The 26,343-nt window shown below is 64.8% G+C and carries 27 protein-coding genes and 1 pseudogene; 20 read left to right on the top strand and 8 right to left on the bottom strand.

Annotated features, from left to right (window positions below):
- Positions 1-119: 119 nt before the first annotated feature.
- A complete protein-coding gene (locus IVB48_RS24780) occupies positions 120-317 on the bottom strand; it encodes a cysteine-rich CWC family protein (protein WP_247403833.1) in 198 nt (65 codons plus the stop codon).
- Between the two features lie 114 nt (positions 318-431).
- Between IVB48_RS24780 and IVB48_RS24775 the strand changes: the two genes are divergently transcribed.
- The 3 genes from IVB48_RS24775 (at position 432) to IVB48_RS24765 (ending at position 3,641) form a co-directional block, all read left to right on the top strand.
- A complete protein-coding gene (locus IVB48_RS24775) occupies positions 432-2,021 on the top strand; it encodes a DUF1800 family protein (protein WP_247403830.1) in 1,590 nt (529 codons plus the stop codon).
- A gap of 2 nt (positions 2,022-2,023) precedes the next feature.
- Positions 2,024-3,241 (top strand): DUF1501 domain-containing protein, encoded by a 1,218-nt coding sequence (locus IVB48_RS24770; RefSeq protein WP_247403826.1) that lies wholly within the window; start codon positions 2,024-2,026, stop codon positions 3,239-3,241.
- A gap of 76 nt (positions 3,242-3,317) precedes the next feature.
- Positions 3,318-3,641: an antibiotic biosynthesis monooxygenase gene (locus IVB48_RS24765; protein ID WP_247282547.1), complete on the top strand. Its 324-nt coding sequence runs from the start codon at positions 3,318-3,320 to the stop codon at positions 3,639-3,641.
- 18 nt (positions 3,642-3,659) lie between these two features.
- Here IVB48_RS24765 and IVB48_RS24760 read toward each other — a convergent pair whose 3' ends face one another.
- The 6 genes from IVB48_RS24760 to IVB48_RS24735 form a co-directional block, all read right to left on the bottom strand.
- On the bottom strand, positions 3,660-4,601 hold the full coding sequence (locus IVB48_RS24760; protein WP_247403823.1) for an aldo/keto reductase: 942 nt from the start codon (positions 4,599-4,601) through the stop codon (positions 3,660-3,662).
- 275 nt (positions 4,602-4,876) lie between these two features.
- Complete coding sequence (locus IVB48_RS24755; RefSeq protein ID WP_247282546.1) at positions 4,877-5,332, bottom strand: GNAT family N-acetyltransferase; 456 nt, start codon at positions 5,330-5,332, stop codon at positions 4,877-4,879.
- A gap of 66 nt (positions 5,333-5,398) precedes the next feature.
- Positions 5,399-6,211, bottom strand: a complete 813-nt coding sequence (locus IVB48_RS24750) for a PAS-domain containing protein (RefSeq protein WP_247403820.1) — start codon at positions 6,209-6,211, stop codon at positions 5,399-5,401.
- 129 nt (positions 6,212-6,340) lie between these two features.
- Positions 6,341-6,535: a hypothetical protein gene (locus IVB48_RS24745; RefSeq protein WP_155809328.1), complete on the bottom strand. Its 195-nt coding sequence runs from the start codon at positions 6,533-6,535 to the stop codon at positions 6,341-6,343.
- Positions 6,536-6,572: 37 nt separating this feature from the next.
- Positions 6,573-6,749, bottom strand: a complete 177-nt coding sequence (locus IVB48_RS24740) for a hypothetical protein (protein ID WP_197031094.1) — start codon at positions 6,747-6,749, stop codon at positions 6,573-6,575.
- Positions 6,750-6,907: 158 nt separating this feature from the next.
- Positions 6,908-7,558, bottom strand: a complete 651-nt coding sequence (locus tag IVB48_RS24735; RefSeq protein ID WP_007596746.1) for a glutathione S-transferase family protein — start codon at positions 7,556-7,558, stop codon at positions 6,908-6,910.
- A 610-nt stretch (positions 7,559-8,168) separates the two neighbouring features.
- On the opposite strand from IVB48_RS24735, the gene IVB48_RS24730 reads away from it, so the two are divergent.
- The 8 genes from IVB48_RS24730 to IVB48_RS24695 all read left to right on the top strand — a co-directional run bounded on the left by IVB48_RS24730 (position 8,169) and on the right by IVB48_RS24695 (position 16,769).
- Entirely contained in the window at positions 8,169-9,371 is a 1,203-nt protein-coding gene (locus IVB48_RS24730; protein ID WP_007596745.1) for a pyridoxal phosphate-dependent aminotransferase, read from the top strand.
- A 159-nt stretch (positions 9,372-9,530) separates the two neighbouring features.
- Positions 9,531-10,010, top strand: a complete 480-nt coding sequence (locus tag IVB48_RS24725; RefSeq protein WP_247403817.1) for a DUF992 domain-containing protein — start codon at positions 9,531-9,533, stop codon at positions 10,008-10,010.
- A 137-nt stretch (positions 10,011-10,147) separates the two neighbouring features.
- Positions 10,148-12,196: an elongation factor G gene (locus IVB48_RS24720; RefSeq protein WP_027565350.1), complete on the top strand. Its 2,049-nt coding sequence runs from the start codon at positions 10,148-10,150 to the stop codon at positions 12,194-12,196.
- A 176-nt stretch (positions 12,197-12,372) separates the two neighbouring features.
- Positions 12,373-12,645 carry a helix-turn-helix transcriptional regulator gene (locus IVB48_RS24715; RefSeq protein WP_007614761.1) on the top strand — a complete coding sequence of 91 codons (273 nt, stop codon included), beginning with the start codon at positions 12,373-12,375 and terminating at the stop codon, positions 12,643-12,645.
- A 110-nt stretch (positions 12,646-12,755) separates the two neighbouring features.
- Positions 12,756-14,510 carry a SulP family inorganic anion transporter gene (locus IVB48_RS24710; RefSeq protein WP_247403813.1) on the top strand — a complete coding sequence of 585 codons (1,755 nt, stop codon included), beginning with the start codon at positions 12,756-12,758 and terminating at the stop codon, positions 14,508-14,510.
- A 93-nt stretch (positions 14,511-14,603) separates the two neighbouring features.
- The gene (locus tag IVB48_RS24705; RefSeq protein ID WP_247403810.1) at positions 14,604-15,437 is read left to right on the top strand and encodes a shikimate dehydrogenase; all 834 of its coding nucleotides are present in this window, start codon (positions 14,604-14,606) and stop codon (positions 15,435-15,437) included.
- A gap of 66 nt (positions 15,438-15,503) precedes the next feature.
- Positions 15,504-16,130 (top strand): hypothetical protein, encoded by a 627-nt coding sequence (locus IVB48_RS24700; RefSeq protein WP_007596731.1) that lies wholly within the window; start codon positions 15,504-15,506, stop codon positions 16,128-16,130.
- A gap of 15 nt (positions 16,131-16,145) precedes the next feature.
- Positions 16,146-16,769, top strand: coding sequence for a hypothetical protein (locus IVB48_RS24695; protein WP_027565346.1), 624 nt, complete (start codon positions 16,146-16,148; stop codon positions 16,767-16,769).
- Between the two features lie 209 nt (positions 16,770-16,978).
- Here IVB48_RS24695 and IVB48_RS24690 read toward each other — a convergent pair whose 3' ends face one another.
- Positions 16,979-18,115 carry an alpha-hydroxy acid oxidase gene (locus IVB48_RS24690; RefSeq protein ID WP_027565345.1) on the bottom strand — a complete coding sequence of 379 codons (1,137 nt, stop codon included), beginning with the start codon at positions 18,113-18,115 and terminating at the stop codon, positions 16,979-16,981.
- Positions 18,116-18,260: 145 nt separating this feature from the next.
- Between IVB48_RS24690 and IVB48_RS24685 the strand changes: the two genes are divergently transcribed.
- From IVB48_RS24685 to IVB48_RS24645, 9 genes and pseudogenes are all read left to right on the top strand, one after another.
- The gene (locus IVB48_RS24685) at positions 18,261-18,428 is read left to right on the top strand and encodes a hypothetical protein (RefSeq protein WP_247403807.1); all 168 of its coding nucleotides are present in this window, start codon (positions 18,261-18,263) and stop codon (positions 18,426-18,428) included.
- Positions 18,429-18,648: 220 nt separating this feature from the next.
- Positions 18,649-19,992 carry a phosphoglucosamine mutase gene (glmM, locus tag IVB48_RS24680; RefSeq protein ID WP_027565344.1) on the top strand — a complete coding sequence of 448 codons (1,344 nt, stop codon included), beginning with the start codon at positions 18,649-18,651 and terminating at the stop codon, positions 19,990-19,992.
- 236 nt (positions 19,993-20,228) lie between these two features.
- Positions 20,229-21,476 carry an MFS transporter gene (locus IVB48_RS24675; protein WP_247403804.1) on the top strand — a complete coding sequence of 416 codons (1,248 nt, stop codon included), beginning with the start codon at positions 20,229-20,231 and terminating at the stop codon, positions 21,474-21,476.
- Between the two features lie 234 nt (positions 21,477-21,710).
- Positions 21,711-22,538, top strand: a complete 828-nt coding sequence (locus IVB48_RS24670) for an outer membrane beta-barrel protein (RefSeq protein WP_247403801.1) — start codon at positions 21,711-21,713, stop codon at positions 22,536-22,538.
- 156 nt (positions 22,539-22,694) lie between these two features.
- Positions 22,695-23,468 (top strand): porin family protein, encoded by a 774-nt coding sequence (locus tag IVB48_RS24665; protein ID WP_247403799.1) that lies wholly within the window; start codon positions 22,695-22,697, stop codon positions 23,466-23,468.
- A gap of 75 nt (positions 23,469-23,543) precedes the next feature.
- Positions 23,544-24,133 (top strand): annotated as a pseudogene (locus IVB48_RS24660) (glutathione S-transferase family protein).
- Between the two features lie 25 nt (positions 24,134-24,158).
- Positions 24,159-24,623 carry a GNAT family N-acetyltransferase gene (locus IVB48_RS24655; protein WP_027565339.1) on the top strand — a complete coding sequence of 155 codons (465 nt, stop codon included), beginning with the start codon at positions 24,159-24,161 and terminating at the stop codon, positions 24,621-24,623.
- Positions 24,624-24,796: 173 nt separating this feature from the next.
- The gene (locus IVB48_RS24650) at positions 24,797-24,988 is read left to right on the top strand and encodes a hypothetical protein (RefSeq protein ID WP_245286332.1); all 192 of its coding nucleotides are present in this window, start codon (positions 24,797-24,799) and stop codon (positions 24,986-24,988) included.
- Between the two features lie 79 nt (positions 24,989-25,067).
- A complete protein-coding gene (locus tag IVB48_RS24645; RefSeq protein WP_247403796.1) occupies positions 25,068-26,240 on the top strand; it encodes a phosphoserine transaminase in 1,173 nt (390 codons plus the stop codon).
- Positions 26,241-26,343: the final 103 nt, after the last annotated feature.

The raw sequence follows: 26,343 nt of genomic DNA, 5'->3' as shown, positions 1-26,343 counted from the left end.
CGGAAAGAGCGTGGATGTTTGGTCGGGAACGTCTCTGGCGTTGCGGACCTGAATCTAATGTTGGCCTTCGGAGTGAGGTGACCGCCCGCAATGACGGTAGCCAAACGCGCTACCTTTGGTCACTTGCCAGCTCCGACGGCCGCCTCACGCAAGCACGCCCGGCACAGGCAATCCTCGCCCTTGACCGGCATCGGCAATCGCGCCGTTTCTTCCGCGCACCAGCAGGCGCCTGAGAGGTCGCAGCCGAACTCAGTGCCGCAGCGGGAGCAGGCGAGGCGTCGCGGCTCCTGCACCGGAATGTCTTGCGGATTTGTCATGATTTGCGCAAAAGCCGGGCTGTCATTTTCATGCCGGGTTCATCTCCCGCTGCGGTATATTAGGCCTCGCGCACGTATCAGGAAAGCGGTTGGCAACGCGCGAAGGACACATCGATGGCCCGCGATTCGCAAGCCGCGCTCGTCGCGCTCAACCGTTTCGGCTTCGGCGCCCGCGGCGGCGCATCCGGCGATCTCATCAACGCGGCCTCCGATCCTCGCGGTTTTGTGAAGGCGGAACTCGCCCGCCCCAACGCTGTGCTGCTGGAGTCGCCGGGCCTGCAATCCACGCCGCAGCTCGGGCAGGCCGTGTTCGCCTATCAGGACCAGGCCAAGCAGGCGCGCGAGGCCGCCGCCAAAGCCGGCGCGCCGGCCGAGGCGCCGTCGCAAGCGCCGGTCGATCAGAAGCCCGGACCGCGCCGCAATCTCTCGCTGAACGCCTTGGCAACCGAGATCGCCGGCCAGATGGCTGAGTCCAAGCCTACTGAAAATAAGCCGATTGATAACAAGCCGGCGGACAATATGGCCAAGCCGGACAGCATGCAGCCCAACGCGGCCGCGCCGGCTGCCGCAAAACCCGCCCCGCAGCCGCTCAACGTCATCCAGAAGACCTTTCGCGCCGAGGCGTTGGCGCGGTTGCAGCGCGCGACCCTGGTCGAATGCGGCTTCACCGAACGTCTGGTCGTGTTCTGGTCCAACCATTTCTGCATCTCCGCCAGCAAGGGCGAGCTGGCACGGATATGGGCCGGCGCGTTCGAGCGCGAGGCGATCAGGCCGCACGTGCTCGGGCGTTTCGCCGACATGCTGAAGGCGGTGGAGCAGCATCCAGCGATGCTGTTCTTCCTCGACAACCAGCAATCGCTCGGACCGGACTCGCGCGCGGGCCAGAACCGCAAGCGCGGGCTCAACGAAAATCTCGCGCGCGAGATCATGGAGCTGCATACGCTCGGCGTCGGCGGCGGCTACACGCAGGACGACGTCACCTCGCTCGCGCGCATCATCACCGGCTGGACCTTTGCCGGCCGGCAGGGACAGCTGGGGGTGCCCGGTTCGTTCGTGTTCAATGTAAACGCGCACCAGCCCGGGCCGCAAATGCTGCTCGGCAGGACCTACGAGCCGACCGGCCTTGCGCAGGGCGAAGCCGCGCTTGCGGACATCGCACGCCATTCCTCGACCGCGAATTTCATCGCCACCAAATTCGTTCGCCATTTCGTCGCCGACGATCCGCCGCCGGCGCTGGTGGCGCGATTGCGCGATGTCTTCATCAAGACCGACGGGGATCTCAAGGCGCTCGCAACCGCACTGGTCGATTCCGACGAGGCGTGGAAGGCGCCGCTGACGAAGATGCGGAGCCCCTATGATTTCCTGGTCGCGAGCGGCCGGCTGCTCGCGCGCGTGCCGGAGGATCCCGGCGCCTATCTCAACAACCTCAATCTGCTGGGCCAGCCGCTGTGGTCGCCGGCGGGACCGAATGGTTTCGCCGATACCAGCGCCGCGTGGGCGGCGCCCGAAGGCATCAAGCTCCGGCTCGACATTGCCGCGCAAATGGGCGCGCGGCTTGGGCCCAACATCGATCCGCTCGATTTGTTGGAATTTGCCGCCGCAGATGCGGCCTCGATCGAAACGCGGCGCACTATCGAGCGGGCGGAGTCGCGGCAGCAGGCGCTGGCGCTGCTGTTGATGTCGCCGGAAATGCAGAGGAGATGATGATGATCGACTGCGTCGAGAACCGGCTCCTCACCTCGCGCCGCGGCCTCCTGCTCGGCGGTGCCTCTTTTGCGGCGTGGGCTTATTTGCCGAAATTCGCCCGCGCGGCTGATGGCCGGGATCCCCGGCTGATCGTGGTGATCCTGCGCGGCGCGCTTGACGGGCTTTCGACCGTCGCGCCGGTCGGCGATCCCGATTATGCCGGCTTGCACGGGGCGATCGCGCTGACGGCGGACGGCGCCCATCCCGCGATCATGCTCGATACGTTCTTTGCGCTGCACCCGGCGATGCCCGAGTTCGCACGCATGTATCGCGATAGGCACGCCGCGGTGATCCACGCGGTCGCGACGCCCTATCGCGACCGCTCGCATTTCGACGGCCAGGACGTGCTCGAAAGCGGCTACGCCGGCCCGGGGCGCGTGCAATCCGGCTGGCTCAACCGCGCGCTGGAAGCGCTGCCGCGCGGCGAGCGGGTATCGAGTGCTCTTGCCGTCGGCCCGACCACGCCGCTGGTGCTGCGTGGCAATGCGCCAACCGTCGGCTGGGCGCCGGTGGCGCTTCCGCAAGCCGATGACGACACCGCGATGCGTCTGGTCGAGCTCTATCGTCACCGCGATCCCGCGCTGGCCGCCGTGCTGTCGCAGGGCCTTCAGCTGGAAAAGGCCGCAAGCGGCGACGACATGAAGCCGAAGCCCGGCAATGCGGTCGCGCAGATGCGGCAAGTCGCGCGCGGCGCCGCAAAACTGATGGCGTCCGACGACGGCCCGCGCATCGCAGCGCTCGCTTTCGACGGCTGGGACACTCACGCCAATGAAGGCGGGCCGATCGGTCGCCTCGCCTTCCTGCTCGGCGGGCTCGACGGTGCGCTCGCCGAATTCGAAGGCGGCTTAGGCGAGCGCTGGCGCGACACCGCCGTGGTGGTCGCCACTGAATTCGGCCGCACCGCGCGCATCAACGGCACCGACGGCACCGATCACGGCACGGGAACGATCGCGCTGCTCGCCGGCGGCGCGGTGAAGGGCGGCCGCGTCATCGCCGACTGGCCCGGCCTCAAGCCCGCCAACCTCTTCGAGGCCCGCGATCTCAAGCCCACCACCGATCTGCGCTCCGTGATCAAGGGCGTGCTGCAGGGGCAGTTCGGCCTGTCGGATCGCGTGCTGGCCGAGACGGTGTTTCCGGATAGCGCAAGCGCACGTCCGATGAAGGGGCTGGTTACCTGACTGCCATTCCGGGCTCGCGCCTTGCGGCGCGTCCCGGAATGACGACATGATTAGCCGAACATCAGGAGACCTCCCCATGTACATCGCCATGAACCGCTTCCGCGTCGTCAAGGGCTCCGAGGCCGCCTTCGAGCAGGTCTGGCTTTCGCGCGACACTCATTTGGACAAGGTACAGGGTTTCGTCGAATTTCATCTGCTGCGTGGGCCCGAGCTCGAGGACCACACGCTGTACGCCTCGCACACGATCTGGGCCAACCATGCCGCTTTCGAAGCCTGGACCAAATCGGATGCTTTTCGTGCCGCGCATGCGCGGGCCGGCGACACCAAGCCGACCTATCTCGGCCATCCCCAGTTCGAGGGCTTCGAGGTGATCCAGACGGTCGGACATGGCGCCAAGTAGCGCGCCACTTCGCAACGATCAGCCCAGCGTGATCTTATCGATCTCCGCCATCTCCTCCGCACCGAGCTTCCACGCAATCGCCCTCACGTTCTCCTCGACCTGCTCGACGCGGGTGGCGCCGGCAATCACGCTCGACACTTGCGGGCGCGCGGCGAGCCAGGAGAAGGCGAGCTCGAGCATGCTGTGGCCGCGCGCTTTCGCGAATGCCGTGAGCTTCTCGACGATGTCCTCATTGCGCGGCGTGACGTAGCGGTCGCGTAACGCCGGTACCTTGCCGAAGCGCGTATCGGTCGGGGCCGCCGCGCCGCGCTGGTACTTGCCGGTGAGGAGCCCACTTGCAAGCGGGAAGAACGGCAGGAGGCCGAGCTTGTACTCCTGTGCGGCCGGCAGCAGGTCCTTTTCGATGTCGCGCACCAGCAGGCTGTATTCATCCTGACACGAGACGAAGCGGCTGACATTCATCGCGCGCGCGGTGAATTCGGCTTCCGCCATGCGCCAGGCCGGAAAGTTGGAATTGCCGATGTAGCGCACCTTGCCCTGACGGATGAGATCGTCGAGCGCGCGCAGCGTCTCCTCCATCGGCGTCAGCGGGTCGCAATCGTGCTGCTGATAAAGATCGATATAGTCGGTCTTGAGCCGCGTCAGGCTCGCCTCGACTGCGTTCATGATGTAGCGGCGCGAAGCGCCCTGCTTGGTTCCGTCGGTCGCCATCGGCTTTGAGTATTTGGTGGCGAGCACGATCTCCTTGCGGCGGTCGCCGAGCACGGTGCCGAGCACCGTTTCCGAACCGCCCATGCCGGCATAGATGTCGGCGGTGTCGAACAGCGTAATGCCGAGATCGAGCGCGCGATGGATCACCTTGCGCGAGGTCTCCAAATCCGTGCGCTGGCCGAAATTGTTGCAGCCGAGCCCGACCGCAGACACGCGTAGGCCGGAGGCGCCGAGATTACGAATTTCCATGGGAGATCCCTGTCGGAGATAGGCAGGGGCGCATTGTGACTGCGCTGCGCCGCTGCAGCAAGCCGCGCGCCGCGTTGCTGCCATGCTGACAAGGAACTGCGGACAACGACTGCCGACAAAAAAATGCGGCCCCTGTCAGACGCGGCGACTGACGGGGACCGCTTTGGGGCGCTTGATCGGTGACGGGGGGTTGATCAGACGCAGCTGCAGCCTAGTCCCGCTATGTTACGCGCGGGTGACAGGCAAAGTTATCCACAGGCCCCGCGTCGCGACGATCAGAAGATCTTGCGATAGACGATGAACCCGGAACGCTCGGCGACCTTGTCGTACAGACCCTGCGCCGTGACGTTGGTCTCATGCGTTTGCCAGTACACGCGCGGGGAGCCTGCGAGCTTCGCGCGCTCGTAGACGCCGTGGATCAGCGCCGAGCCGACACCTTTGCCGCGTGCGTCCTCGGTCGTGAACAGGTCCTGCAGATAGCAGGACGGCTCGATCGCGGTGGTGCTGCGGTGAAACAGGTAATTCGTCATCCCGAGCAGGCGGCCATCGCTCTCGGCGACCAATCCGTGCACCGGCTCATAGGCATCGAAAAAGCGCTGCCATGTCACGCGCGTGATTTCGGGCGAGAGCGCGGTCGGGCCGGAGCGGCCGTAGAAGGCGTTGTAGCCGTCCCACAGCGGCAGCCATTGATCGTAATCCTGCCTGGTGACGGGGCGAATGGTGAGCGACATATGAAATTCCCGCAATCGATGAGGCGTCCTTCATACGTGATGAGGGGCGTGCCGATCAATCGCGCATCACTCCGCGACGCGCAGATAACGGATCAGCTTGCGGCCTGCGGGATCGCGCAGTGAGCGGTAGTAGTCGGCGCGGGACGGCGCATCGGTGTGGCGCACGAGGTCGGTCACGGGCGTGTAGCTCAGCATGCGCCCGCCATCGGGCAGCGCGGCACAGACGAAGCGCAACACCTCGCCATTACGCAAGGCGATGTTGATCGGCGTGGCATCGCCGATCCGCACCATCTCCATGCGCTGTGCGATGAAGGTGCCGAGCTCGTCCTCGGGCAATTCGAACGCGCCGGTGTCGCGGCCGTGATACATCAGCGCGATGAACGGCGGCTTGCCGTCGGCGATGTCGTCCGGCACCGCAAAATAATGGCGGAACGCGCGGTTGATGAATTCGGCGCGCGTCTCGGCGTCGAGCAGCACGATGCCGATATCGACCTGGTCGAGTGCGGCCGACAGCCGCGCGGCGATGGCGTGGCTCCGACGCTCGGCGGCAAACGTGCCGAGCAGCCGCTGGCGCATCAGGCCGGTGATGCCTGCGGTGCCCGCGGCGGCCGCCGCCAGGAGGCCGAGCCGGATCATATCCGCCGTGGTCAGGCCTGAAACGCCGTGCTGGCTGAGGAGCAGCAGTGCCGCGCCGATGACGGCGATAGCTGCGCTGGCGACGGCGGAAGCGGGACCCGAGAGCGCGCCGGCGAGCGCCACGATGCAGACGAGCAGCGGCGCGGGCGAGGGAATGGGGACAAAGCGATCGAAAAACATCGCCAGCAGCAAAGTCGCTGCCGTCAGCGCCGGACCGGAGATCGCACGCCATCCCAACCGCATGGGCCTGTCTCGCTCCTTCCTGAACGAGGTAAGGCGGCAACACTGACCGAACATTGCGCCATTGCGATGCGGTTTCGCGCGGTGTGCTTAAGGTGCGCTTTGGCTCACGCGCAAAGCTTTCGGATGATTTTAGACCAAATGCGCGTGCCTGAGACGTTGTTGCAGCGCGGGCGCATTCAGCGTCGACGTCCCTTGGCCCTTGCGTGTGCCGACGAAGATCAACAGCGATGCCGCGACCAGGATGGCCGCGGTCAGGGTGATTGCAACGATGACCACAGGTGATTTCATCGAAATCCTGTCGCGATGCCGGTCGGTGCGGGCCACGCGGCGCCTTGAAGGCGGGTCCAGGATGAAGCGGGAATCAGACCGGCAGGCCCATCGCCATGGTCGCCTTGGTCGACAGCACCGTCAGGGTGACGATCAGGCACAGCGAGAGCGCGGCGACGGCGAGCGAGGCCGCGACCGCGTTGGTCAGCCGGGAAGACGAAACGGTAGCGGGTGGGCCCTGAAAGCCTGCCGTGCCGGACACCCGAATCATGGTCTAAATCCTTCAACGCGCGAGCGAATCACCCGCGACATCGAACAATTTCACTGTTGCAATCGGCAATATTGCGGCGGCCGATCAAGCGAAAATGGCGAGATTGCGGCAATGGTGATCCTTATGCCCGCTATTCGCCAGAGCGCGATCGCCCCCCCTCAGGCGCCAGCGGCGATGCTGGCGGGGTCCTCGATGTCGGCCGGCCGCCAGTCCATTGCGACGAAGCCGGGCGCAGCTTCCACGCGCTTGAGCCAGTCCCGGATCGCCGGGAAGGTCGAGAGGTCGAAGTCGCAGCGGTCGGCGAGGTGGGTATAGCCGTACAGCGCGATGTCGGCGACCGTGAGCTGGCGGGCCGCAAAATAGGCGTTGGTCTTGAGGTGATTCTCCATCACCTGGAGCGCGCCATAGCCGCGCTCCATCCAGTCCTCCAGCGAATGAGTCTGCAGGTCGCGGCCGCCCCTTACCAGCGACAGCCAGAAATAGGCCGCGCCGATGTTCGGCTCCAGCGCGTGCTGCTCGAAGAACATCCATTGCAGCGCGTCGGCGCGATCGATGCGGTTCTCCGGCGCGAGCGGCGTGCCGACGGCGACGTACCAGAGAATGGCGTTGGACTCGGCGAGATAGCGATCGTCGCCGACCTCGAGCAGCGGCACCTGACCGGATGGGTTCTTGGCCAGGAAATCCGGGGTGCGGCTCTCGCCGCGCAGAATGTCCACCTCGACCGCTTCGTAAGGCAAGTTCAGCAGCGCCAGCGCAAGGCGGACCTTGTAGCTGTTGCCCGAGCGCTGCATCGAATAGAGCTTGTACATTCTGAGGATGATTCCGGAAGACGGGAGGGCGCGGCGCTTGTTGCCTCGCAACGCGGCTAAACAATGATGCCGATGCGAATCCGCCGCAAGACCCGGCCAATAGAAAAACTCGAAAACCCTACCGCATTGCAATGCGGCGGAAGATCATTTCCGTGCGACCATCCAACTCAGTTCACGCTTGCGTCACCACGCGGAATGCAAGGCGCCTGCATTGGTGTAGCGCAAGCGCTCGCGTTTCGTCGTGGCCGGGCTTGACCCGGCCATCCACGTCTGAGCTACGCAGCAGAAGAACGGATGCCGGGCCTTCGCCGCGCCGAAGCGGCTTCGGCCGCGCAGGCGGGACAAGCCCGGGCATGACGACGGTCTGGATTTCGCGGCGATCAACCCGCCCAAATTGCTCCGAGGACACGCCTTGTCGGATATGTGGGATTTGCCTGGCAAAGTTGCGGAAAATTGCGGGAATCACGGCTTGATGCGCGCCAGACACGTAAACTTTTGCGGGATCGGACCGAAGTTTCTTGCGGTGCAACGGCACTCGTTTTAGGGTGGCTCATTCCCACAATCGGAGTCGTGAAGCCAAAGGGTTCACGACGCTTGTCAGGAGATGACAATGTCCTTCCTTGCCGCTGCGCTCGACCGTGTGAAGCCGTCCGCGACCATCGCGGTCACGGATAAAGCACGTGCGCTGAAAGCGGCGGGCCGCAACGTCATCGGCTTAGGTGCCGGCGAGCCCGACTTCGACACGCCCGCCAACATCAAGCTGGCCGCGATCCATGCCATCGAAGCGGGCAAGACCAAGTACACCGCGGTCGACGGCATTCCCGAGTTGAAGGAAGCCATCATCGCCAAGTTTCAGCGCGAGAACGGCGTCGTCTACAAGGCGAACCAGATCATCGTCGGCACCGGCGGCAAGCAGGTGCTCTACAACGCGCTGATGGCAACCATCAATCCGGGCGACGAGGTGATCATCCCCGCGCCGTACTGGGTCAGCTATCCCGAGATGGTGGCGCTGGCCGGTGGCGAGCCGGTGCCGGTGGTCTGCACCGCCGCGACCGGCTTCAAGCTCCAGGCCGAGGCGCTTGAGCGCGCGATCACGCCGAAGACCAAATGGGTGATCCTGTGCTCGCCGTCGAATCCGACGGGAGCTGCCTACACCAGGACCGAGCTCAAGGCGCTCACCGACGTGCTGGTCAAGCATCCCCACGTCTGGGTGATGACCGACGACATGTATGAGCATCTCGTCTATGACGACTTCCAGTTCACCACGGTCGCGCAGGTCGAGCCGAAACTCTACGACCGCACGCTCACCGTGAACGGCGTGTCGAAGGCCTATTGCATGACCGGCTGGCGTATCGGCTATGCCGGCGGCCCGGCGCAGCTGATCAAGGCGATGTCGACGATCCAGTCGCAGTCGACCTCGAACCCGTCGTCGATTGCGCAATGGGCCGCGGTTGAGGCGCTGAACGGTCCGCAAGACTTCATCCCCGCCAACAACAAGGTCTTCAAGGAGCGCCGCGACCTCGTCGTCTCCATGCTCAACCAGGCCAAGGGCATCGAGTGCCCGCGTCCCGAGGGTGCCTTCTACGTCTATCCGTCCTGCGCCGGCACCATCGGCAAGACCGCGCCGTCGGGCAAGGTGATCGACAATGACGAGACGTTCGTGACCGAGCTGCTCGAGACCGAAGGCGTCGCCGTGGTGCAGGGTTCGGCCTTCGGCCTCGGACCCGCGTTCCGCATCTCCTACGCAACCAAGACCTCGGACCTCGAAGACGCCTGCAAGCGCATCCAGCGCTTCTGCGGCAATCTGCGCTGAACTCGCAGACATGAAGTAACATCAAAGGGCCCGCGCAATGCGGGCCCTTTTTCTTTCAAGTCTGCGCGATCTGGCGCCACCGGAACTGTTATGGCATAGACCATCGCGCGGCGTGTGCCGCGCCCCATGCTCGCATCGCATTCATCGCCGGAGATTTTCATGCGCCGTTCACTCCTCCTCGCCGGGCTTGCCGTTGCGAGCCTCGTTGCCTCGGTTGCGGGCGCCAGCGCGCAATCGCGGATGGTGCAGGTGGGCGTGCTCGAATGCCGCGGCGGCGCCAGCGTGGGCTTCATCGTGGGATCGGTGACCCATCTCGGCTGCGTGCTGCGAGTCGATGGTTTGCCGGACGACCGTTACGTCGCGACCATCCGCAAGGTCGGCCTGGATATCGGCATCACCCAGGAGACGGCTTTGGCGTGGGGCGTGTTCGCGCCGGTGAACCGACTTGGACCGGGCGACCTCGCCGGCAACTACGCCGGTGCGCAGGGAAGCGCCTCCGTTGGTGTCGGCCTCGGCGGCAACGTGCTGGTCGGCGGCTCCAACAATTCGATCGCGCTCCAGCCGCTCAGCGTGCAGGGTCAGGTCGGCCTCAACATCGCGGCCGGGCTCGAGAGCCTGGAACTTCGCCCCGGTCGTTAAGAGCTGGCCGTTAAGACCTGATCTCACCGACGACGCACCGCAGCGACGTTTGATGCTTGCCAAATCTCGGGGACGGGCAGAGCATCGGCGTTTGCCGACCCAATCATGGGCCGAGCTCCACACCAAGGAGGCGGCGAATGGGACAAGACGTCAGAAGTCCCCGAGGTCCACGGTGCATCGCGCTGGTGGGCCCTTTCCAAAGCGGTAAAACCACACTTCTCGAAGCGATCATGGCACGAACCGGCGCAATCCCTCGCGCCGGCAGCGTCGATGCCGGAACCTCCGTCGGCGACGCCACGCCAGAGGCCCGTCATCACAAGATGACCGTCGGGCTGACTGCCGTCACCACGAGTTTCATGGGCGACAGCTACACCTTCCTCGATTGTCCCGGTTCCGTCGAATTTGCCCACGACATGCGCGCCGCGCTGCCCGCGGTCGATGCCGCAATCGTGGTCTGCGAAGCCGACGAGAAGAAGCTGCCGCAGCTTCAGATCATCCTGCGCGAGCTGGAGGAGCTGAAGATCCCGCGTTTCCTGTTCCTCAATAAGATCGACCGCGCCAACAAGCGCATCCGCGAGACGCTCGAGATGCTCCAGCCCGCCTCTCGCGTGCCGCTTGTGCTGCGCCAGATCCCGATCTGGAAGGACGAGCTGATCGAGGGCTTCGTCGATCTCGCGCTGGAGCGCGCGTTCATTTACCGCGAGCACAAGGCCTCCGAAGTGGTCGCGCTTCAAGGCGGTGATCTCGATCGCGAGAAGGAGGCCCGCTTCTCGATGCTGGAGAAGCTCGCCGATCACGACGATGCGCTGATGGAGCAGCTGCTCGAGGACATTCCGCCACCGCGCGATGCCGTGTTCGACGATCTCGCCCGCGAACTGCGCGACGGGCTGATCTGCCCCGTGCTGCTCGGCGCCGCCGCACGCGAAAACGGCGTGCTGCGTTTGATGAAAGCGTTGCGCCACGAGGCGCCCGGTATCGCGGAGACCGCAAAACGTCTCGGCGTTCCCGAGACCAGGGACGCCCTCGGCTTCGTCTTTAAGACGCTGCACTCGCAGCACGGTGGAAAGCTGTCGCTGACACGGATGCTCGCTGGCCATCTCGACGACGGTGCCACCCTGCAATCCTCCTCCGGCGGAGCCAGCCGCATCTCCGGCATCCTCGCCGTCACCGGAGCCTACGACACCAAGCGTGCCGCGGCGGAAGCCGGCGACACGGTGGCGCTCGCCAAGCTCGACCCGATCAAGACCGGCGACACGGTCTCGAACGGCAAGACCCAGCCGGCAGCGCTCGCCGCCAGCGAACCCACTCCGCCGGTGCTCGCGATCTCGGTTGCGGCCACCGACCGCAAGGACGACGTCAAGCTCGGCCAGGCGCTGATGCGGCTGCACGAGGAGGATCCCTCGCTCGTCTTCGTGATGAACGCGCAGACTCACGACACCGTGCTGTGGGGGCAGGGCGAGATGCATCTGCGCGTCGCGAGCGAGCGGCTACGCGACCGTTTCGGCGTCAAGGTCGCCTCGCATCCACCCGCGATCGGCTATCAGGAAACCATCCGCAAGCCGATCGTCCAGCGCGGCCGCCACAAGAAGCAGTCCGGTGGGCATGGCCAGTTCGGCGATGTCGTGCTCGACATCAGGCCGCTGCCGCGCGGCGAGGGCTTCAGGTTCGCCGAGAAGGTGGTCGGCGGTGCGGTGCCCCGCAACTATATCGGCGCGGTGGAAGAGGGCGTCGTCGACGGGCTTGCGCGTGGCCCGCTCGGTTTCCCGGTCACCGATTTGCAGGTGACGCTGACCGACGGCTCCTATCACAGCGTCGATTCCTCCGACCTCGCCTTTCGCACGGCGGCACGGGTCGGGCTCAACGAAGGCCTGCCGCAATGCCAGTCGGTGCTGCTGGAGCCGATCCACGTGGTCGAGATCGTCTGCCCGACCGACGCCACCGCCAAGATCAACGCGATCCTGTCGGCGCGGCGCGGCCAGATCCTCGGCTTCGACACCCGCGACGGCTGGAGCGGATGGGACTGCGTCCGCGCCATGATGCCGGAAGCCGAGATCGGCGAGTTGATCGTCGAGCTGCGTTCGGCCACGGCAGGCGCCGGCAGCTTCACCCGCCAGTTCGACCACATGGCCGAAGTCACGGGGCGCGCCGCCGACCAGATCATCGCTGCGCATCAGCACGCGGCGTGAGCTGCCTCTCGCAGTGAGGCACGTACTGCTCTCGCCCTCTCACCGCTCGTACGGGGAGAGGGCGACGCGGAGCACGTGGCGGCGAGGGCCCTCTTGCGTTCGGCTCAATTTGATGTATTTTACATCATTGTGCATGCTCCAGACATCACTTATAATCGTTCATACGTGAGGCCAAGGTGATCACGTCGTTCCAGATGCGGGCAGCGCGCGCGCTGCTCGGCATTGACCAGAGGGCCTTGGCGGAGCTTGCAGGCGTATCGCTGCCGACCATTCAGCGGATGGAGGCGAGCACCGGCAACGTCCGTGGCGTGGTCGAGACCTTGATGAAGGTGGTCGAAGCCTTTGATCGGGCCGGCGTCGAGCTGATCGGCGAACAGGCGCGCAGCGAAGGCGGCGGACGTGGCGTTCGGCTCAAGGAGCCGGGGCCGCCGCGTCGGGTGGGGGCGTGATCCCGCAAATGATCATGCTCGGAAGCAGTCTTAACTAACGCACCGTCGCGCCCCGATACGCGGCCGCACGATGCATCGGAGCGTCGTGGGCAGCGGAGCATTTTGCTGAAATGAGCATCACAGGCGAACACGCAGGCAAGCTGCACCAGCTTCGTCGGCCGACCTTCACCGAACTCTATCTGCCAAAGCTCGTCACCGTATGGCGCGAGGGCTACGGCTGGTCGGATTTCCGCGCCGATGTGTTCGCGGGCCTCACGGTTGCGATCGTCGCGCTGCCGCTGTCGATGGCGATCGCGATCGCCTCGGGTGTGACGCCGGACCGCGGACTTTACACCGCTGTTGTCGGCGGCTTCATTGCGTCACTGCTCGGCGGCAGCCGGTTCCAGATCGGCGGTCCTGCCGGCGCCTTCATTGTGCTGGTTGCGGCGACCGCCGACCGTCACGGGGTCGACGGCGTGATCCTGGCGACGCTGATGGCGGGCCTGTTCCTGATCGCTGCGGGCTTCCTGCGGATCGGCACCTATATCAAGTTCATTCCGTATCCGGTGACGGTCGGCTTCACCGCCGGCATCGCCGTGATCATCTTCGCCAGCCAGCTGCGCGATCTCGGCGGGATCACGCTCCTCGCGAAGGAGCCGAGCGAGTTCGTTCCGAAACTGATCGCGCTTGCCGGCGGCCTGCACACCGTCAATCCGTCGGCCGTCGCGGTCGCGATCGTCAGCATTGCCATCATCGCGGGCCTGCGACGTTGGCTGCCGTCCTGGCCGGGCATCCTGATCGCGGTCGTGCTCGCGGCGGTCGCATGTGCCGTGCTGTCGCTGCCGGTCGAGACCGTCGGCTCGCGCTTCGGCGGCATTCCGCGCGAACTGCCCTCGCCGGCCTTGCCTGCATTCTCGCTCGCGAAGGCGACCGCCGTGCTGCCCGATGCGATCTCCTTCGCGCTGCTCGCCGCCATCGAATCGCTGCTGTCGGCGGTGGTGGCCGACGGCATGACCGGTCGCCGTCACCGCTCCAATTGCGAGCTGGTGGCGCAAGGCGCCGCCAATGTCGGCGCGGCGCTGTTCGGTGGCATCTGTGTCACCGGGCTGATCGCGCGCACCGCGACCAACATCCGCGCCGGCGCGCGGGGACCGCTCGCGGGCATGCTGCATTCGGTCTTCCTGCTGCTGTTCATGCTGATCGCAGCGCCGCTCGCGAGCTACATCCCGCTGGCCGCGCTCGCCGCCGTGCTCGTCGTGGTGGCCTGGACCATGGCGGAGAAGCACGAATTCGCGACGCTCCTGCGCTCGTCATGGGGCGATGCCGTCGTGCTGCTCGCAACCTTCCTGCTCACCATCTTCCGCGATCTGACCGAAGGGATTCTGGTCGGCTTCGCGCTCGGCGCGGTGCTGTTCATCCATCGTATGGCGGAAATGACCGGCATCGAGGAACGTTCGCCGATGGTGGCCGCCGATCGTCCCGACGACGAAAATGGCGAGCGCGTGCCTTACGACCCCGCGCTCGCGGTCGATCGCGACGTGCTGGTCTATCGCATCACCGGCGCGTTCTTCTTCGGCGCGGCCTCGGCGATCGGCAGCGTGCTCGACGGCATCGCCGACAAGCGCAAGGGATTCGTGGTCGATTTCGCCGCGGTGCCGTTTTTGGATTCGACCGCGGCCAACGTGCTCGGCCGCGTCGCCGCCAAGGCCCACCGCCAAGGCATCCGGCTGTTCATCACGGGGGCGTCGCCTGCGGTGCGCCGCGCGCTGCTCACCCATGGCGTCACGCCGCCACGCGCCCGCTATCGCGAGACCATCGCGCGTGCGGTCGCCGACATCAAGGGTGGCGCGGCGCAGCCCGCGGCCGGTGAGGCGGGCACGACCTGACGTCGAGCCTCTCCCGAGACGGCCCGTGCGCTTGACAGGGCTTGCGGGACGCGAAATGGATCGCCTCCGAAACGACCCCAGGGGAGGACGACCGTGACCAAGGCTCCCGCAGCCTGTCTGATCGGATGGCCGGCCGCGCATTCGCGCTCGCCGCTGATCCATCGTTATTGGCTGCGCACGCTCGATATCGAGGGCGGCTATGTCATCGAGGCGGTTCCACCCGATAATCTGCGCGATTTCGTGCTGCGGCTGTCGCTGCGCGGCTTCGTCGGCGCCAACGTCACCATCCCGCACAAGGAGGGCGTGCTTGAGCTCTCGACGCCCGATGCCCGCGCGCGGGCGGTCGGTGCGGCCAACACGCTGTGGTTTGCGGACGGCGAGCTGCACTCGACCAACACCGACGTCGAGGGCTTTATCGGCAATCTCGATGCCAGCGCGCCCGGCTGGGACGCAGCCGAAGAGGCGCTGGTGCTGGGTGCCGGCGGCTCCTCGCGCGCCATCGTGTTCGGGTTGCTCGAACGCGGCATCAGCTGCGTCCATCTCGCCAATCGCACCATCGCCCGGGCCGAGATGCTTGCAAGGCAGTTCGGGCCGAACGTGCATCCTGTTGCGTGGGACAGCATCCACGACATTCTGCCGCGTGCAAACCTTCTCGTGAACACGACCTCGCTCGGCATGGACGGCCAGCCTTCACTCGACCTTGACGTGGCGCGCCTGGCCGATGGCGCCGTGGTCGCCGATCTCGTCTATGTCCCGCTGGTGACGCCGCTGCTCGCGGCCGCACAGGCGCGCGGGCTGAAAACCGCCGACGGGCTTGGCATGCTGCTGCATCAGGCGATCCGCGGCTTCGAGCTGTGGTTCGGCCAGCGGCCGCAGGTCACGGCCGAGCTGCGCGCGCTGGTCGAGGCCGATCTCACAAAGACTTGAGAGAATAGCGCGTAACCTCCGGAGTTCTATGTCCGTAGGGACAATAGGGCGCAATCGGAGACCATCATGTCTGTTCAACGTGCAACTTTCACACGTCCGCTCATCGCCGTCGCGATGGTGGCCGTCTCGACCCTTTCGGCACTTGCGCAAAGGGCGCCGGTGCCGACGCGCGTGCGCGGCACGATCGAAAGCGTCAATGGTGACACGATGCAGGTCAAGGCGCGCAGCGGCGAGGACGTCAAGCTGCACATCGCCTCCGACGTGAACGTGTCGGGCATTACCAGGATTTCACTTGCCGACATCAAGCCCGGCTCCTTCGTCGGCGCCACCACCGTGCCGGGACCGGACGGCGGCGCGAACGCGGTCGAGGTCCACGTGTTTCCGGAGAGCATGCGCGGCACCGGCGAGGGCTCGCGCCCCTATGACCTCAAGCCCAACTCCAGCATGACCAATGCGACCGTGTCGGAGAGCGTGGTCGGCAATGACGGCCATACGCTGCTGGTCAAGTACAAGGACGGCGAGAAGAAGGTGTTCGTCGCCGACAATACCCCGGTGGTGACCTTCGTGCCCGGCGACAAATCCGATCTGAAGGCCGGCGCCAAGGTGATCGCCTTCATGAAGCAGCTGCCGGACGGCTCGTTCGAAACCAACCGCGTCAGCGTCGGCCGCGACGGCCTGACGCCGCCGATGTAAATGGAGCACAACAACATGTCGAAGAGAAGCTGGATATCACGCGTTGGCGTGGCTGCATTCGCCGCCTGCATCGTCACGTCATCCGCCCTGGCGCAGCAGACGCCGACGGTCCGCATCCGCGGCACCATCGAGAGCGTCGACGGCAACACGCTCGGCATCAAGACCCGCGAAGGCAGCGACGTGAAGGTGCGCATGACCGACAACGTCGCGGTCTTCGCGGTGGTGAAGACGTCGTTGTCGGAGATCAAGGACGGCTCCTATATCGGCGTCACCGGAATGCCCGAGCCCGACGGCACCCAGAAGGCGATCGCGGTGCACATCTTCCCTGAAAACCAGCGCGGCGCGGCCGAAGGTTTTCGTCCCTGGGATGCGCGCGCCAACTCGACCATGACCAATGCCACCGTGGCGCAGACGGTGAAGGGCACCGACGGCCAGAACATCACGGTCAAGTACAAGGACGGTGAGAAGAAAGTCGTGGTGCCCCCGGACACGCCGATCGTCACCTTCGTGGCCAGCGACAAATCCGAGCTCAAGCCCGGCGCCAAGCTGATCATTTTCGGTGCGGTGAAGAAGGACGATGGTTCGCTGGAAGCCAACCGGGTCAACGTCGGCCGCGACGGAGTGACGCCGCCGATGTAAGGGTGCTGCTGCGGCGGCATCTTCAGTGTCGTCCCGGCTGAGGCCGGGACCCATACCGCGTGATCTATCGTTGGGCGCAGGTCTCAGTACCGCGCGAAGGTTGAATAACTACCAATCTTCGCCAAACTACTCGCTGTGGCTATGGGTCCCGGCCTTCGCCGGGACGACGGCTGAGTTTGAAGCGGTTGCTTTTTGCCACACCGCTGCGGTCACATCGCGATGATGTGCTCGTCGATCTCGTCGATCCTGTTGACGCCGCACAGGCCCATGGTGGTGAGCAACTCCTTCTGGATGATGTCGATCGCCTTGGCGACGCCCGCCTGGCCGCCGGCGCCGAGGCCATAGGCGTAGGCGCGGCCGATCATGCAGGACTTTGCGCCGAGCGCGAGCGCGCGCATCACGTCCTGGCCGGAACGAATGCCGCCGTCGAACATGATCTCCATCCTGTCACCGACCGCCTCGGCGATCTCGGGCAGCACCTCGATCGATGACGGCGCGCCGTCGAGCTGACGGCCGCCATGGTTCGATACGACGAGCGCCTGCGCGCCGGTCTTGGCGGCTTCCTCGGCGTCCTCGACGTCCAGAATGCCCTTGATGATCAGCTTGCCCGGCCAGATGCTGCGGACCCACTCGACGTCCTTCCAGTTCAGGGACGTATCGAATTGCGACGCCGTCCACTCCGCGAGGCGATTGAGGTCCCCGGTGTTCTTCACATGGCCGGCGATGTTACCGAAGGTGCGGCGCTTGCCTTGCAGCACGCCGGAGACCCAGGCGGGCTTGCTGGCGAAATCCAATAGCTTCGAGAGCGACCATTCCGGCGGGACCGTCATGCCGTTCTTGATGTCCTGGTGGCGCTGGCCGATCACCTGGAGATCGACGGTCAGCACCAGCGCGGAGCATTTCGCCGCGATCGCGCGCTGGATCAATTCCTTGATGAAGCCGCGGTCCTTCATCACGTAGAGCTGGAACCAGAACGGCTTCTCGACACTGGCCGCGATGTCCTCGATCGAGCAGATCGACATCGTCGACTGCGTGAACGGGATACCGGCGGCTTGCGCGGCGCGGCAGGCATGGATCTCGCCGTCGCCATGCTGCATGCCGAGCAGGCCCACCGGCGCGAGCATCAGCGGCATGGTCGAGGGCTCGCCGAGGATCGTGGTCGCAGTGTCGCGCTTGGAGACGTCGACCAGAATGCGCTGGCGGAACTTGATCGCCTGCATGTCGTCGCGGTTGGCGCGCAGCGTTTCCTCGGCGTAGGAGCCGCGGTCGCAATAATCGAAGAACGCCTTCGGCACGCGGCGCTGATGCAGTGTGCGAAGATCGTCGATACAGGTGATGTGCTTCATGAACGTTTCCCCGGCCCGTCTTGTATCGGAAGAGTCTGCATCGGAAGTAGCGGATGAGTCTTGCATCGGAAGATCGAGGGGTCATCTAGCATGGTTGGATGCACAGCCAAATCGTTTGCAAATCCTTTGTGGAGAGGAGGGCGCCATGACCAGGCCGCACACCGGACCGACGCCGGAGGAGATCAAGGAGAAGCATGATCTCGAGGAAGCGCTGGAGGAAGGTCTGGAAGAGACCTTTCCGGGCTCCGATCCCGTCAATGTCACCCAGCCGGCGCCGAGCCGCGGGGACGGCCATGTGAAGCGCTCGAACTAGGCGCGAGTTCCGCCCTGTTCCGGCGTCCTCGCTGGAAATATAATGTTAACAAGACGTTATCAGCGCCGGGGCCTGCCCGGTTCCGTAATGATTCATCATATTTTTTGAAGCCAAGTTAGCCGCGATGGCTTTATAAGACCTCAGCAAATCAGGAATGCGGGTCCCGCCAGGGCACCCGCAGGTTGTATTGGGGATCCCTGGTTGTCGCGTGGGGGACGATATGAGCCGCAAATATTTCGGGACGGACGGGATCCGGGGCCGCGCCAACGGACTGATCACGCCGGAGCTCGCGCTCAAGGTCGGCCAGGCCGCAGGCCTGGCGTTTCAGCGCGGTGACCACCGCCACAGGGTCGTGATCGGCAAGGATACCCGCCTGTCCGGCTACATGATCGAATACGCCATGGTGGCGGGCTTCACCTCGGTCGGCATGGACGTGCTGCTGGTCGGCCCGATGCCGACGCCGGCGGTCGCGATGCTGACCAAGTCGATGCGCGCCGATCTCGGCGTGATGATCTCCGCCTCGCACAATCTGTTCGAGGACAACGGCATCAAGTTGTTCGGCCCGCAGGGCTTCAAGCTCTCCGACGACGTCGAGAAGCAGATCGAGCAGCTGCTCGACGAGCCCATCGACAAGCGTCTCGCCCAGAGCGCCAGTCTCGGCCGCGCCCGCCGCATCGACGGCGTGCATGACCGCTACATCGAATTCGCCAAGCGCACGCTGCCGCGCGATCTGTCGCTCGACGGCTTGCGCGTCGTGGTCGATTGCGCCAATGGCGCCGCCTACAAGGTGGTGCCGGAAGCGCTGTGGGAGCTGGGCGCCGACGTGATTCCGATCGGGGTCGAGCCCGACGGCTTCAACATCAACAAGGAATGCGGCTCCACCTCGCCGGAAGCGCTGTCGAAGAAGGTCCGCGAGATGCGCGCCGACATCGGCATCGCGCTCGACGGTGACGCCGATCGCGTCATCCTGGTCGACGAGCGCGGTCACATCGTCGACGGCGACCAGCTGCTCGCGGTGATCGCGCAGAGCTGGAAGGAAGACGGCCGGCTGTCGCGATCGGGCATCGTCGCCACCGTAATGTCGAACCTCGGGCTCGAGCGCTTCCTCAATGCGCAGGGCCTCGATCTCGTGCGCACGCCGGTCGGCGATCGCTACGTGCTCGAGCAGATGCTGAACGGCGGCTACAATCTCGGCGGCGAGCAGTCCGGCCACATCATCCTGTCCGACTACGCCACCACCGGCGACGGCTTCGTTGCCGCGTTGCAGGTGCTTGCCGTGGTGCAGAAGCTGCGCCGCCCGGTGTCGGAAGTCTGCCACCGCTTCGATCCGCTGCCGCAGATCCTGAAGAACGTTCGTCACAAGGGCGGCAAGCCGCTCGACAATTCCGACGTCAAATCGGCGATCTCCGACGGCGAGCAGCGGCTCAACGGCCACGGCCGCCTGCTGATCCGCTCCTCCGGCACCGAGCCGGTGATCCGCGTCATGGGCGAGGGCGAGGATCGCATCCTGGTCGAGGACGTCGTCGATACCATCGTCTCGGCGCTCGGGCAGGCCGCGGCGTAAGCTCTTCCTCGACCACAGTATCGTAGGGTGGGCAAAGCGAAGCGTGCCCACCGCTTCTGTGCGCTGTCGGTCGATGGTGGGCACGGCGCAAGTGCGCCTTTGCCCACCCTACGATTCCGGACTCGCGGAGAGGTAAGAGATGCATCGCAGCCATTTGCGATTGGCGGTGGTTCCACCACTCCCTGCATCGTAATGAGCTTGTCGCGGCAATCTGCCGCGCCCGCCGGGATGCTCCAGTGAACAAGCCTGTCGTCGTCTCAGAGGAAGCGCTGACCGAACCCGTCATCGTCAGCGACGTGGCACAAGCAGCCAAGGCCGCGGGGCCGGCCTATGTCGTGCTGGCCGGCATCAGCTTCTCGCACTTCCTCAACGACACCATGCAGTCGCTGATCGCCTCGGTGTATCCGATCCTGAAGGACACCTACGCGCTCGACTTCGCGCAGATCGGCATGATCACGCTGGCCTTCCAGTTCACGGCCTCGCTGCTCCAGCCGGTGGTCGGCCACTACACCGACAAGAAGGCGCAGCCTTATTCGCTGTCGATCGGCATGGCCTCGACCTTCTTCGGTCTGTTGCTGCTCAGTGCCGCCCACCAATATCTCGTTATCCTCGTTGCCGCCGCGCTCGTCGGTCTCGGCTCGGCGGTGTTTCATCCGGAGTCGGCGCGCATCGCGCGGCTGGCCTCCGGCGGCCGCTACGGCTTTGCGCAGTCGGTATTCCAGCTCGGCGGCAGTTTTGGCACCTCGATGGGACCGGTGCTGGCCGCGCTCATCGTCGTGCCCTTCGGGCAGGGCAGCATCGCCTGGTTCTCCTCGATCGCCTTCCTCGCGATCCTCATCCTCTGGCGCATCGGCTGCTGGTACGAACCGCAGATCAAGGCGAAGAAGACCGCGGTGGCTCAAGCCCATCCCGACGCGCCGAGCTCGCGTCGCGTCGTCGTCGCGCTCCTCGTGCTGGTCGCGCTGCTGTTCTCGAAACAGCTCTACGTCTCGAGCCTGTCGAGCTACTACATCTTCTATCTGATCGACCGGTTCGGCGTGTCGACGCAAGCCGCGCAGATGTATCTCTTCATTTTCCTCGCGGCGAATGCGGTCGGGGCTTTTCTCGGTGGTCCCCTGGGCGATCGCTTCGGCCGCAAGATCGTGATCTGGATCTCGATCCTGGGGGCGCTGCCGTTCACGCTGGCGCTGCCATATGCCGGGCTCTATGCGAGCGCGGTGCTGTCCGTGATCATCGGCCTGATCATCTCCTCGACGACGTCGTCGATCATCGTGTTCGCGCAGGAGTTGGTTCCGCATCGCTTCGGCATGATCTCCGGCGTGTTCTTCGGTGTCGCGTTCGGCATCGGCGGCCTTGGCGCCGCCGTGCTCGGCAAGCTTGCCGACCACACCTCGATCGAATTCGTCTACCAGGTCTGCGCCTATCTGCCGGCGATCGGCCTGCTTGCGGTGTTCCTGCCCAAGCTACCGCGGCACGCGCGTTAACATATCCTGTCTTGCTGCAGCGCGGCTTCATACATCGTTAGGACATGCGGCGACGGCGTCGCATTTGCGCTGCATTTTTGCAACGCTCGCCCCGCATGCGCGTATGCGGTTAGAAAAAATCAACCTTAAAAATTAGGGTTAAGTGGCGCTTAAACATTTGCTGGCATCGTCCGGGCCGTGAGTTTCCAGAACGTGAGGCGCCGTATTGCCTCACCGGCCAAAAGGACGAAGCCAATGCGTAGCGTTAAGTCTCTCCTTGCCGCGGGTGCGGCAACCCTGATCTCCTCGATGGCGTTCGCCGCCGACATGCCGATCGCGGCGCCCCCTCCGATGTACGCGCCCCCGGCTCCGCCCGCCGACTTCGGCGGCTGGTATCTGCGCGGCGACGTCGGCATGACCAACCAGCGCGCCAAGAGCATCGAGGGCGCCGTAGCGCCTGGGTTTACGAAGGCGACGGAGGGACTCGGCTTCGATTCGGCGACGCTGTTCGATCTCGGCGTCGGCTACCGCTTCAACAACTGGTTCCGTGGCGACGTGATCGGCCAGTACCGGGGCAGGGCCAATCTGCACGGCAGCGACAACGTCATTGGACCCGGCTTCGTCGGCGTCAACAATTACAGCGGCAGCAAATCCGAGTGGGTCGTCATGGCGAATGCCTATGTCGATCTCGGCACCTGGTGGTGCATCACCCCGTTCATCGGCGCCGGTGTCGGCGGCTCCTACAACAAGATCAGCGGCTTCCGCGACGACGGCGTGTCGTACAGCCCGGGGCTCAACAACAGCGTCGCTTACTTCGCCGACAACGGAAAGTGGAACCTCGCCTGGGCCGCCCACGCCGGTCTCGCCTACAAGGTCAATCCCGGGTTCACCGTCGAACTGGCCTACAGCTACATGAACCTCGGCGACGCGGCGCCCGGCAACTATCGCTTGTTCGACAACAGCGCCTCGGGTCCGTCAACGATCAAGATCAAGGAGCTCACCTCGCACGACGTCAAGCTCGGCGTGCGCTGGGATCTCAACAGCCCGCCGGCCTACATGCCGCCGCTCGTCACCAAGGGCTGATCGACAGCCTCATCGGTTAGGACTTCTTAACGGCGCGGGACCATCCCGCGCCGTTTTGCTTTGCGTATTTTTCATGGCTGCACCGCGACGAAAGCCCCCGACGCAACCATTGGTTAAGGTTAACGAGCCATGATCACGAGCGAAAGTTCGAGTTCGATGGAGCGTTCGATGCGTAGGCTTTTGTTGGCGACGGCGATGTTGGGGATGGTCTCTGCCGCGAACGCGGCCGACATGCCGGATCTGCCGATTCTGCGCGGCAGCTTCACCGAGGGCCTGAGCACGTCCAACGTCAACTGGCAGGGCTACTACATCGGCGGCCAAGGCGATTACGGCACCGTCACGTCGAAGGTATCGTCCACTATCAACAGCGACATCCAGTCCACCTTCGTGACGCCCGGCCCGGCCTACAACTGGCAGCCGCTCGCGGCCGCGCACAGCAGCAATGGCGGCTATGGCCTGTTTGCCGGATACAACGGTCAATGGGACGACGTGGTGCTTGGAATCGAGGCGAACTATATTCACGGCGGCTTCAAGTCGACCACGAGCTCGACAGGACAAACATTCGATAACGTCAATGCTGTGATTGCCACCACGACGACATCTGCAGTCGTCGGCGTGTCGGACTTTGGATCGCTGCGCGCGCGCGCCGGCTATGCCTGGGGATGTTTCCTGCCCTACGCGTTCATCGGCGGTGGAGTTGGCAGCCAGACCGTCGAGCGGTACGCTTCGGCGTTTCCTTCGTCGGTGCGGCCTGCGACGGCGTTCGCAAGCAAGAGCAAGCTGGTCTATGGATATTCCGCCGGTATTGGCTTCGACGCCATGCTCGTCGGCGGGCTGTTTTTCCGTGCTGAATATGAATTCCAGCGCGTGGCTTCGGACGTCGAATCCAGCATCAACACCGTTCGCGCCGGTCTCGGCTACAAGTTCTGACGCGCCGGCGCGCGGCGCCGATTGACAGGCCGCCTCCGTCCTGATGCTCTGTCGCCGAATGCGCGGGGGGCAGCGATGCGGATCTACGGCGATACCAATTCCGGCAATTGTCTGAAGGTGAAGTGGGTCTGCGACAAGCTCGCGCTGCCTACCAGTGGGTCGAGATCGACACTCGCAAGGGCGAAAGCCGCACGGCGCAATTCCTCGAGATGAATGGTGCCGGCCAGGTGCCCACCGTCGCTTTCGACGACGGCCGCACGCTGGCGCAATCCAATGCCATCATCCGCTATCTCGCGCGCGACAGCGTGCTCATTCCGCGCGATGCTTTCACCGCCGCCAAGATGGACGAATGGCTGTTCTGGGAACAATACAGCCACGAGCCCTACATCGCGGTGTGCCGCTTCCAGCTCGTCTATCTCGGCAAGGACGCCTCCGAGCTCGATCCTGAAAAGGTCAAGCGCGGCTATGCGGCGCTTGACCGCATGGAGCAGCATCTCGCCGGCAGCCGTTTCCTCGCCGGCGATGCCGTCTCGCTCGCCGAGGTGTCACTGCTCGCCTATACCCGCGTTGCGCATGAAGGCGGCTTCGATCTCGGCCGCTTTGCCGCCGTCCGCCGCTGGATCGCCGAAGCTGAGACCTTTCTCGGGCTTCCCAAGGTGCGCTAAGGCGCGCTGAGGCAGGAGTAACTTCATGAACGCCGAATCCGTCTCCATTCGTCCCGCGCGCCGCGAGGACGTTGCTGCGATCGTGGCGATGCTCGCCGACGATCATCTCGGGCGCGCACGCGAGCGCGTAGAAGACCCGTTGCCTGCGTCCTATTACGAGGCATTCGCGCGGGTCGAGCGCGATCAAAATATCCAGCTCGTGGTTGCGGAGAGCGAGGGCAGGGTGGTCGGCTGCCTGCAGCTCGCGATCCTGCCGGGTCTCAGCTCGCAAGGCGGCCGGCGGGGTCTGCTCGAAGACGTCCGCGTTGCTTCCGATTGCCGCAGCCGCGGCATCGGCGAGCAATTGGTGCAATGGGCGGTGACGGAAGCGAAAGCGCGCGGCTGCAATCTGGTCGAACTGCTCACACATCAGACGCGAACAGATGCGCAGCGCTTCTACAAGCGGCTTGGGTTCACCGCGAGTCACGTCGGCATGACTGTCCGCTTTTGACGCAGCGCGCCATGAGCCTTGCGCGATCAGCGAAATCGGATCGCGCATACGTTCATGTTAAGAGCTGATAAACTACCCGTTCGACGTTCACATGGAACCAGGAACGAACGGTGCTACGCGAGCGTCTGAAACCGGGCTCGATCGGTTCGGGGATTTCGATGACAAGCTATTCGATGATCAAGGTCGGCAACGACTACGTCGTGCAGGCCAATGACAAATGCATTTTGAAAGTAGGCAGCCGCCGCCGCGCCGCGCAATTGATCAACGATGCCACGGACTTGCTGAACGCGCTGGCCGTGGTCGAATCCCCCAAAATCGCACCGGAGGCGCCATCACTCGCGCGTGAGGCTCCGGAACTTCCTTGACTGGTCTTCCCGATTCCCGTATCTGCCGCGGCGGGACACCTCCCCCCAACGGGAGGCTTACTATCTGGAAGGGTAGACGATGACTGTAGCGAAGCCCGCTTCGCGGCCGAACGTGCCGCATTTTTCCTCCGGTCCCTGCGCCAAGCGCCCCGGATGGAATGCCCAAAATCTCAAGGACGCAGCGCTCGGCCGTTCGCATCGCGCGAAGGTCGGCAAGACCAAGCTCAAGCTCGCGATCGATTTGACGCGCGAGGTGCTCGAAGTGCCCGCCGATTATCGCATCGGCATCGTGCCGGCCTCCGATACCGGCGCTGTCGAGATGGCGCTGTGGTCGATGCTGGGGGCGCGGCCCGTCACCACGCTCGCCTGGGAATCCTTCGGCGAGGGCTGGGTCAGCGACATCGTCAAGGAATTGAAGCTCAAGGACGTCACCAAGCTCAACGCGGCTTACGGTGAGATCCCCGACCTCTCCAAGGTCGATCCGAAGTCCGACGTCGTCTTCACCTGGAACGGCACCACCTCGGGCGTGCGCGTGCCTAACGCCGACTGGATCAGCGCCACTCGCGAAGGCCTGACCATCTGCGACGCCACCTCGGCCGCGTTCGCGCAACCGCTCGACTGGGCCAAGCTCGACGTCGTCACCTTCTCCTGGCAGAAGGCGCTCGGCGGCGAAGCCGCGCACGGCATGCTGATCCTGTCGCCCCGCGCCGTGGAGCGGCTCGAAACCTACAAGCCGGCCTGGCCGCTGCCGAAGATTTTCCGCATGACCAAGGGCGGCAAGATCAACGAAGGCATTTTCGTCGGCGAGACCATCAACACGCCGTCGATGCTCTGCGTCGAGGATTATCTCGACGCGCTGAACTGGGCCAAGTCGATCGGTGGCCTCAAGGCGCTGATCGCGCGCGCCGACGCCAACACCAGGGTGCTCGCCGACTGGAAGGCGAAGACGCCCTGGATCGACTTCCTCGCCAAGGACGCCGCGATCCGCTCCAACACTTCGGTGTGCCTGAAGTTCACCGATCCCGCGATCACCTCGCTCTCCGAGGACGCGCAGGCCGACTTCTCCAAGAAGCTGGTGGCGCTGGTCGAGAAGGAAGGCGCGGGCTACGACTTCGCCTACTACCGCGATGCGCCCGCCGGCCTGCGCATCTGGTGCGGCGCCACCGTCGAGGCCAGCGATGTCGCGCTGCTGACCCAGTGGATCGACTGGGCCTTCGCCGAGACCAAGGCCACGCTCGCCAAGGCGGCGTAAGCAGGCTTCGCTCGTCGCGTTATCTCATCTCGTCATGGCCGGGCTTGACCCGGCCATCCATCAAACAGAATGGATCCGCGGGTCAAGCCTGCGGACGACGGTC

It is taken from the genome of Bradyrhizobium sp. 76 (assembly GCF_023073025.1).
GTDB lineage: Bacteria > Pseudomonadota > Alphaproteobacteria > Rhizobiales > Xanthobacteraceae > Bradyrhizobium.
Note: the sequence above shows the minus strand (reverse complement) of the source record. Positions and strands in the feature narration are given on the sequence as shown.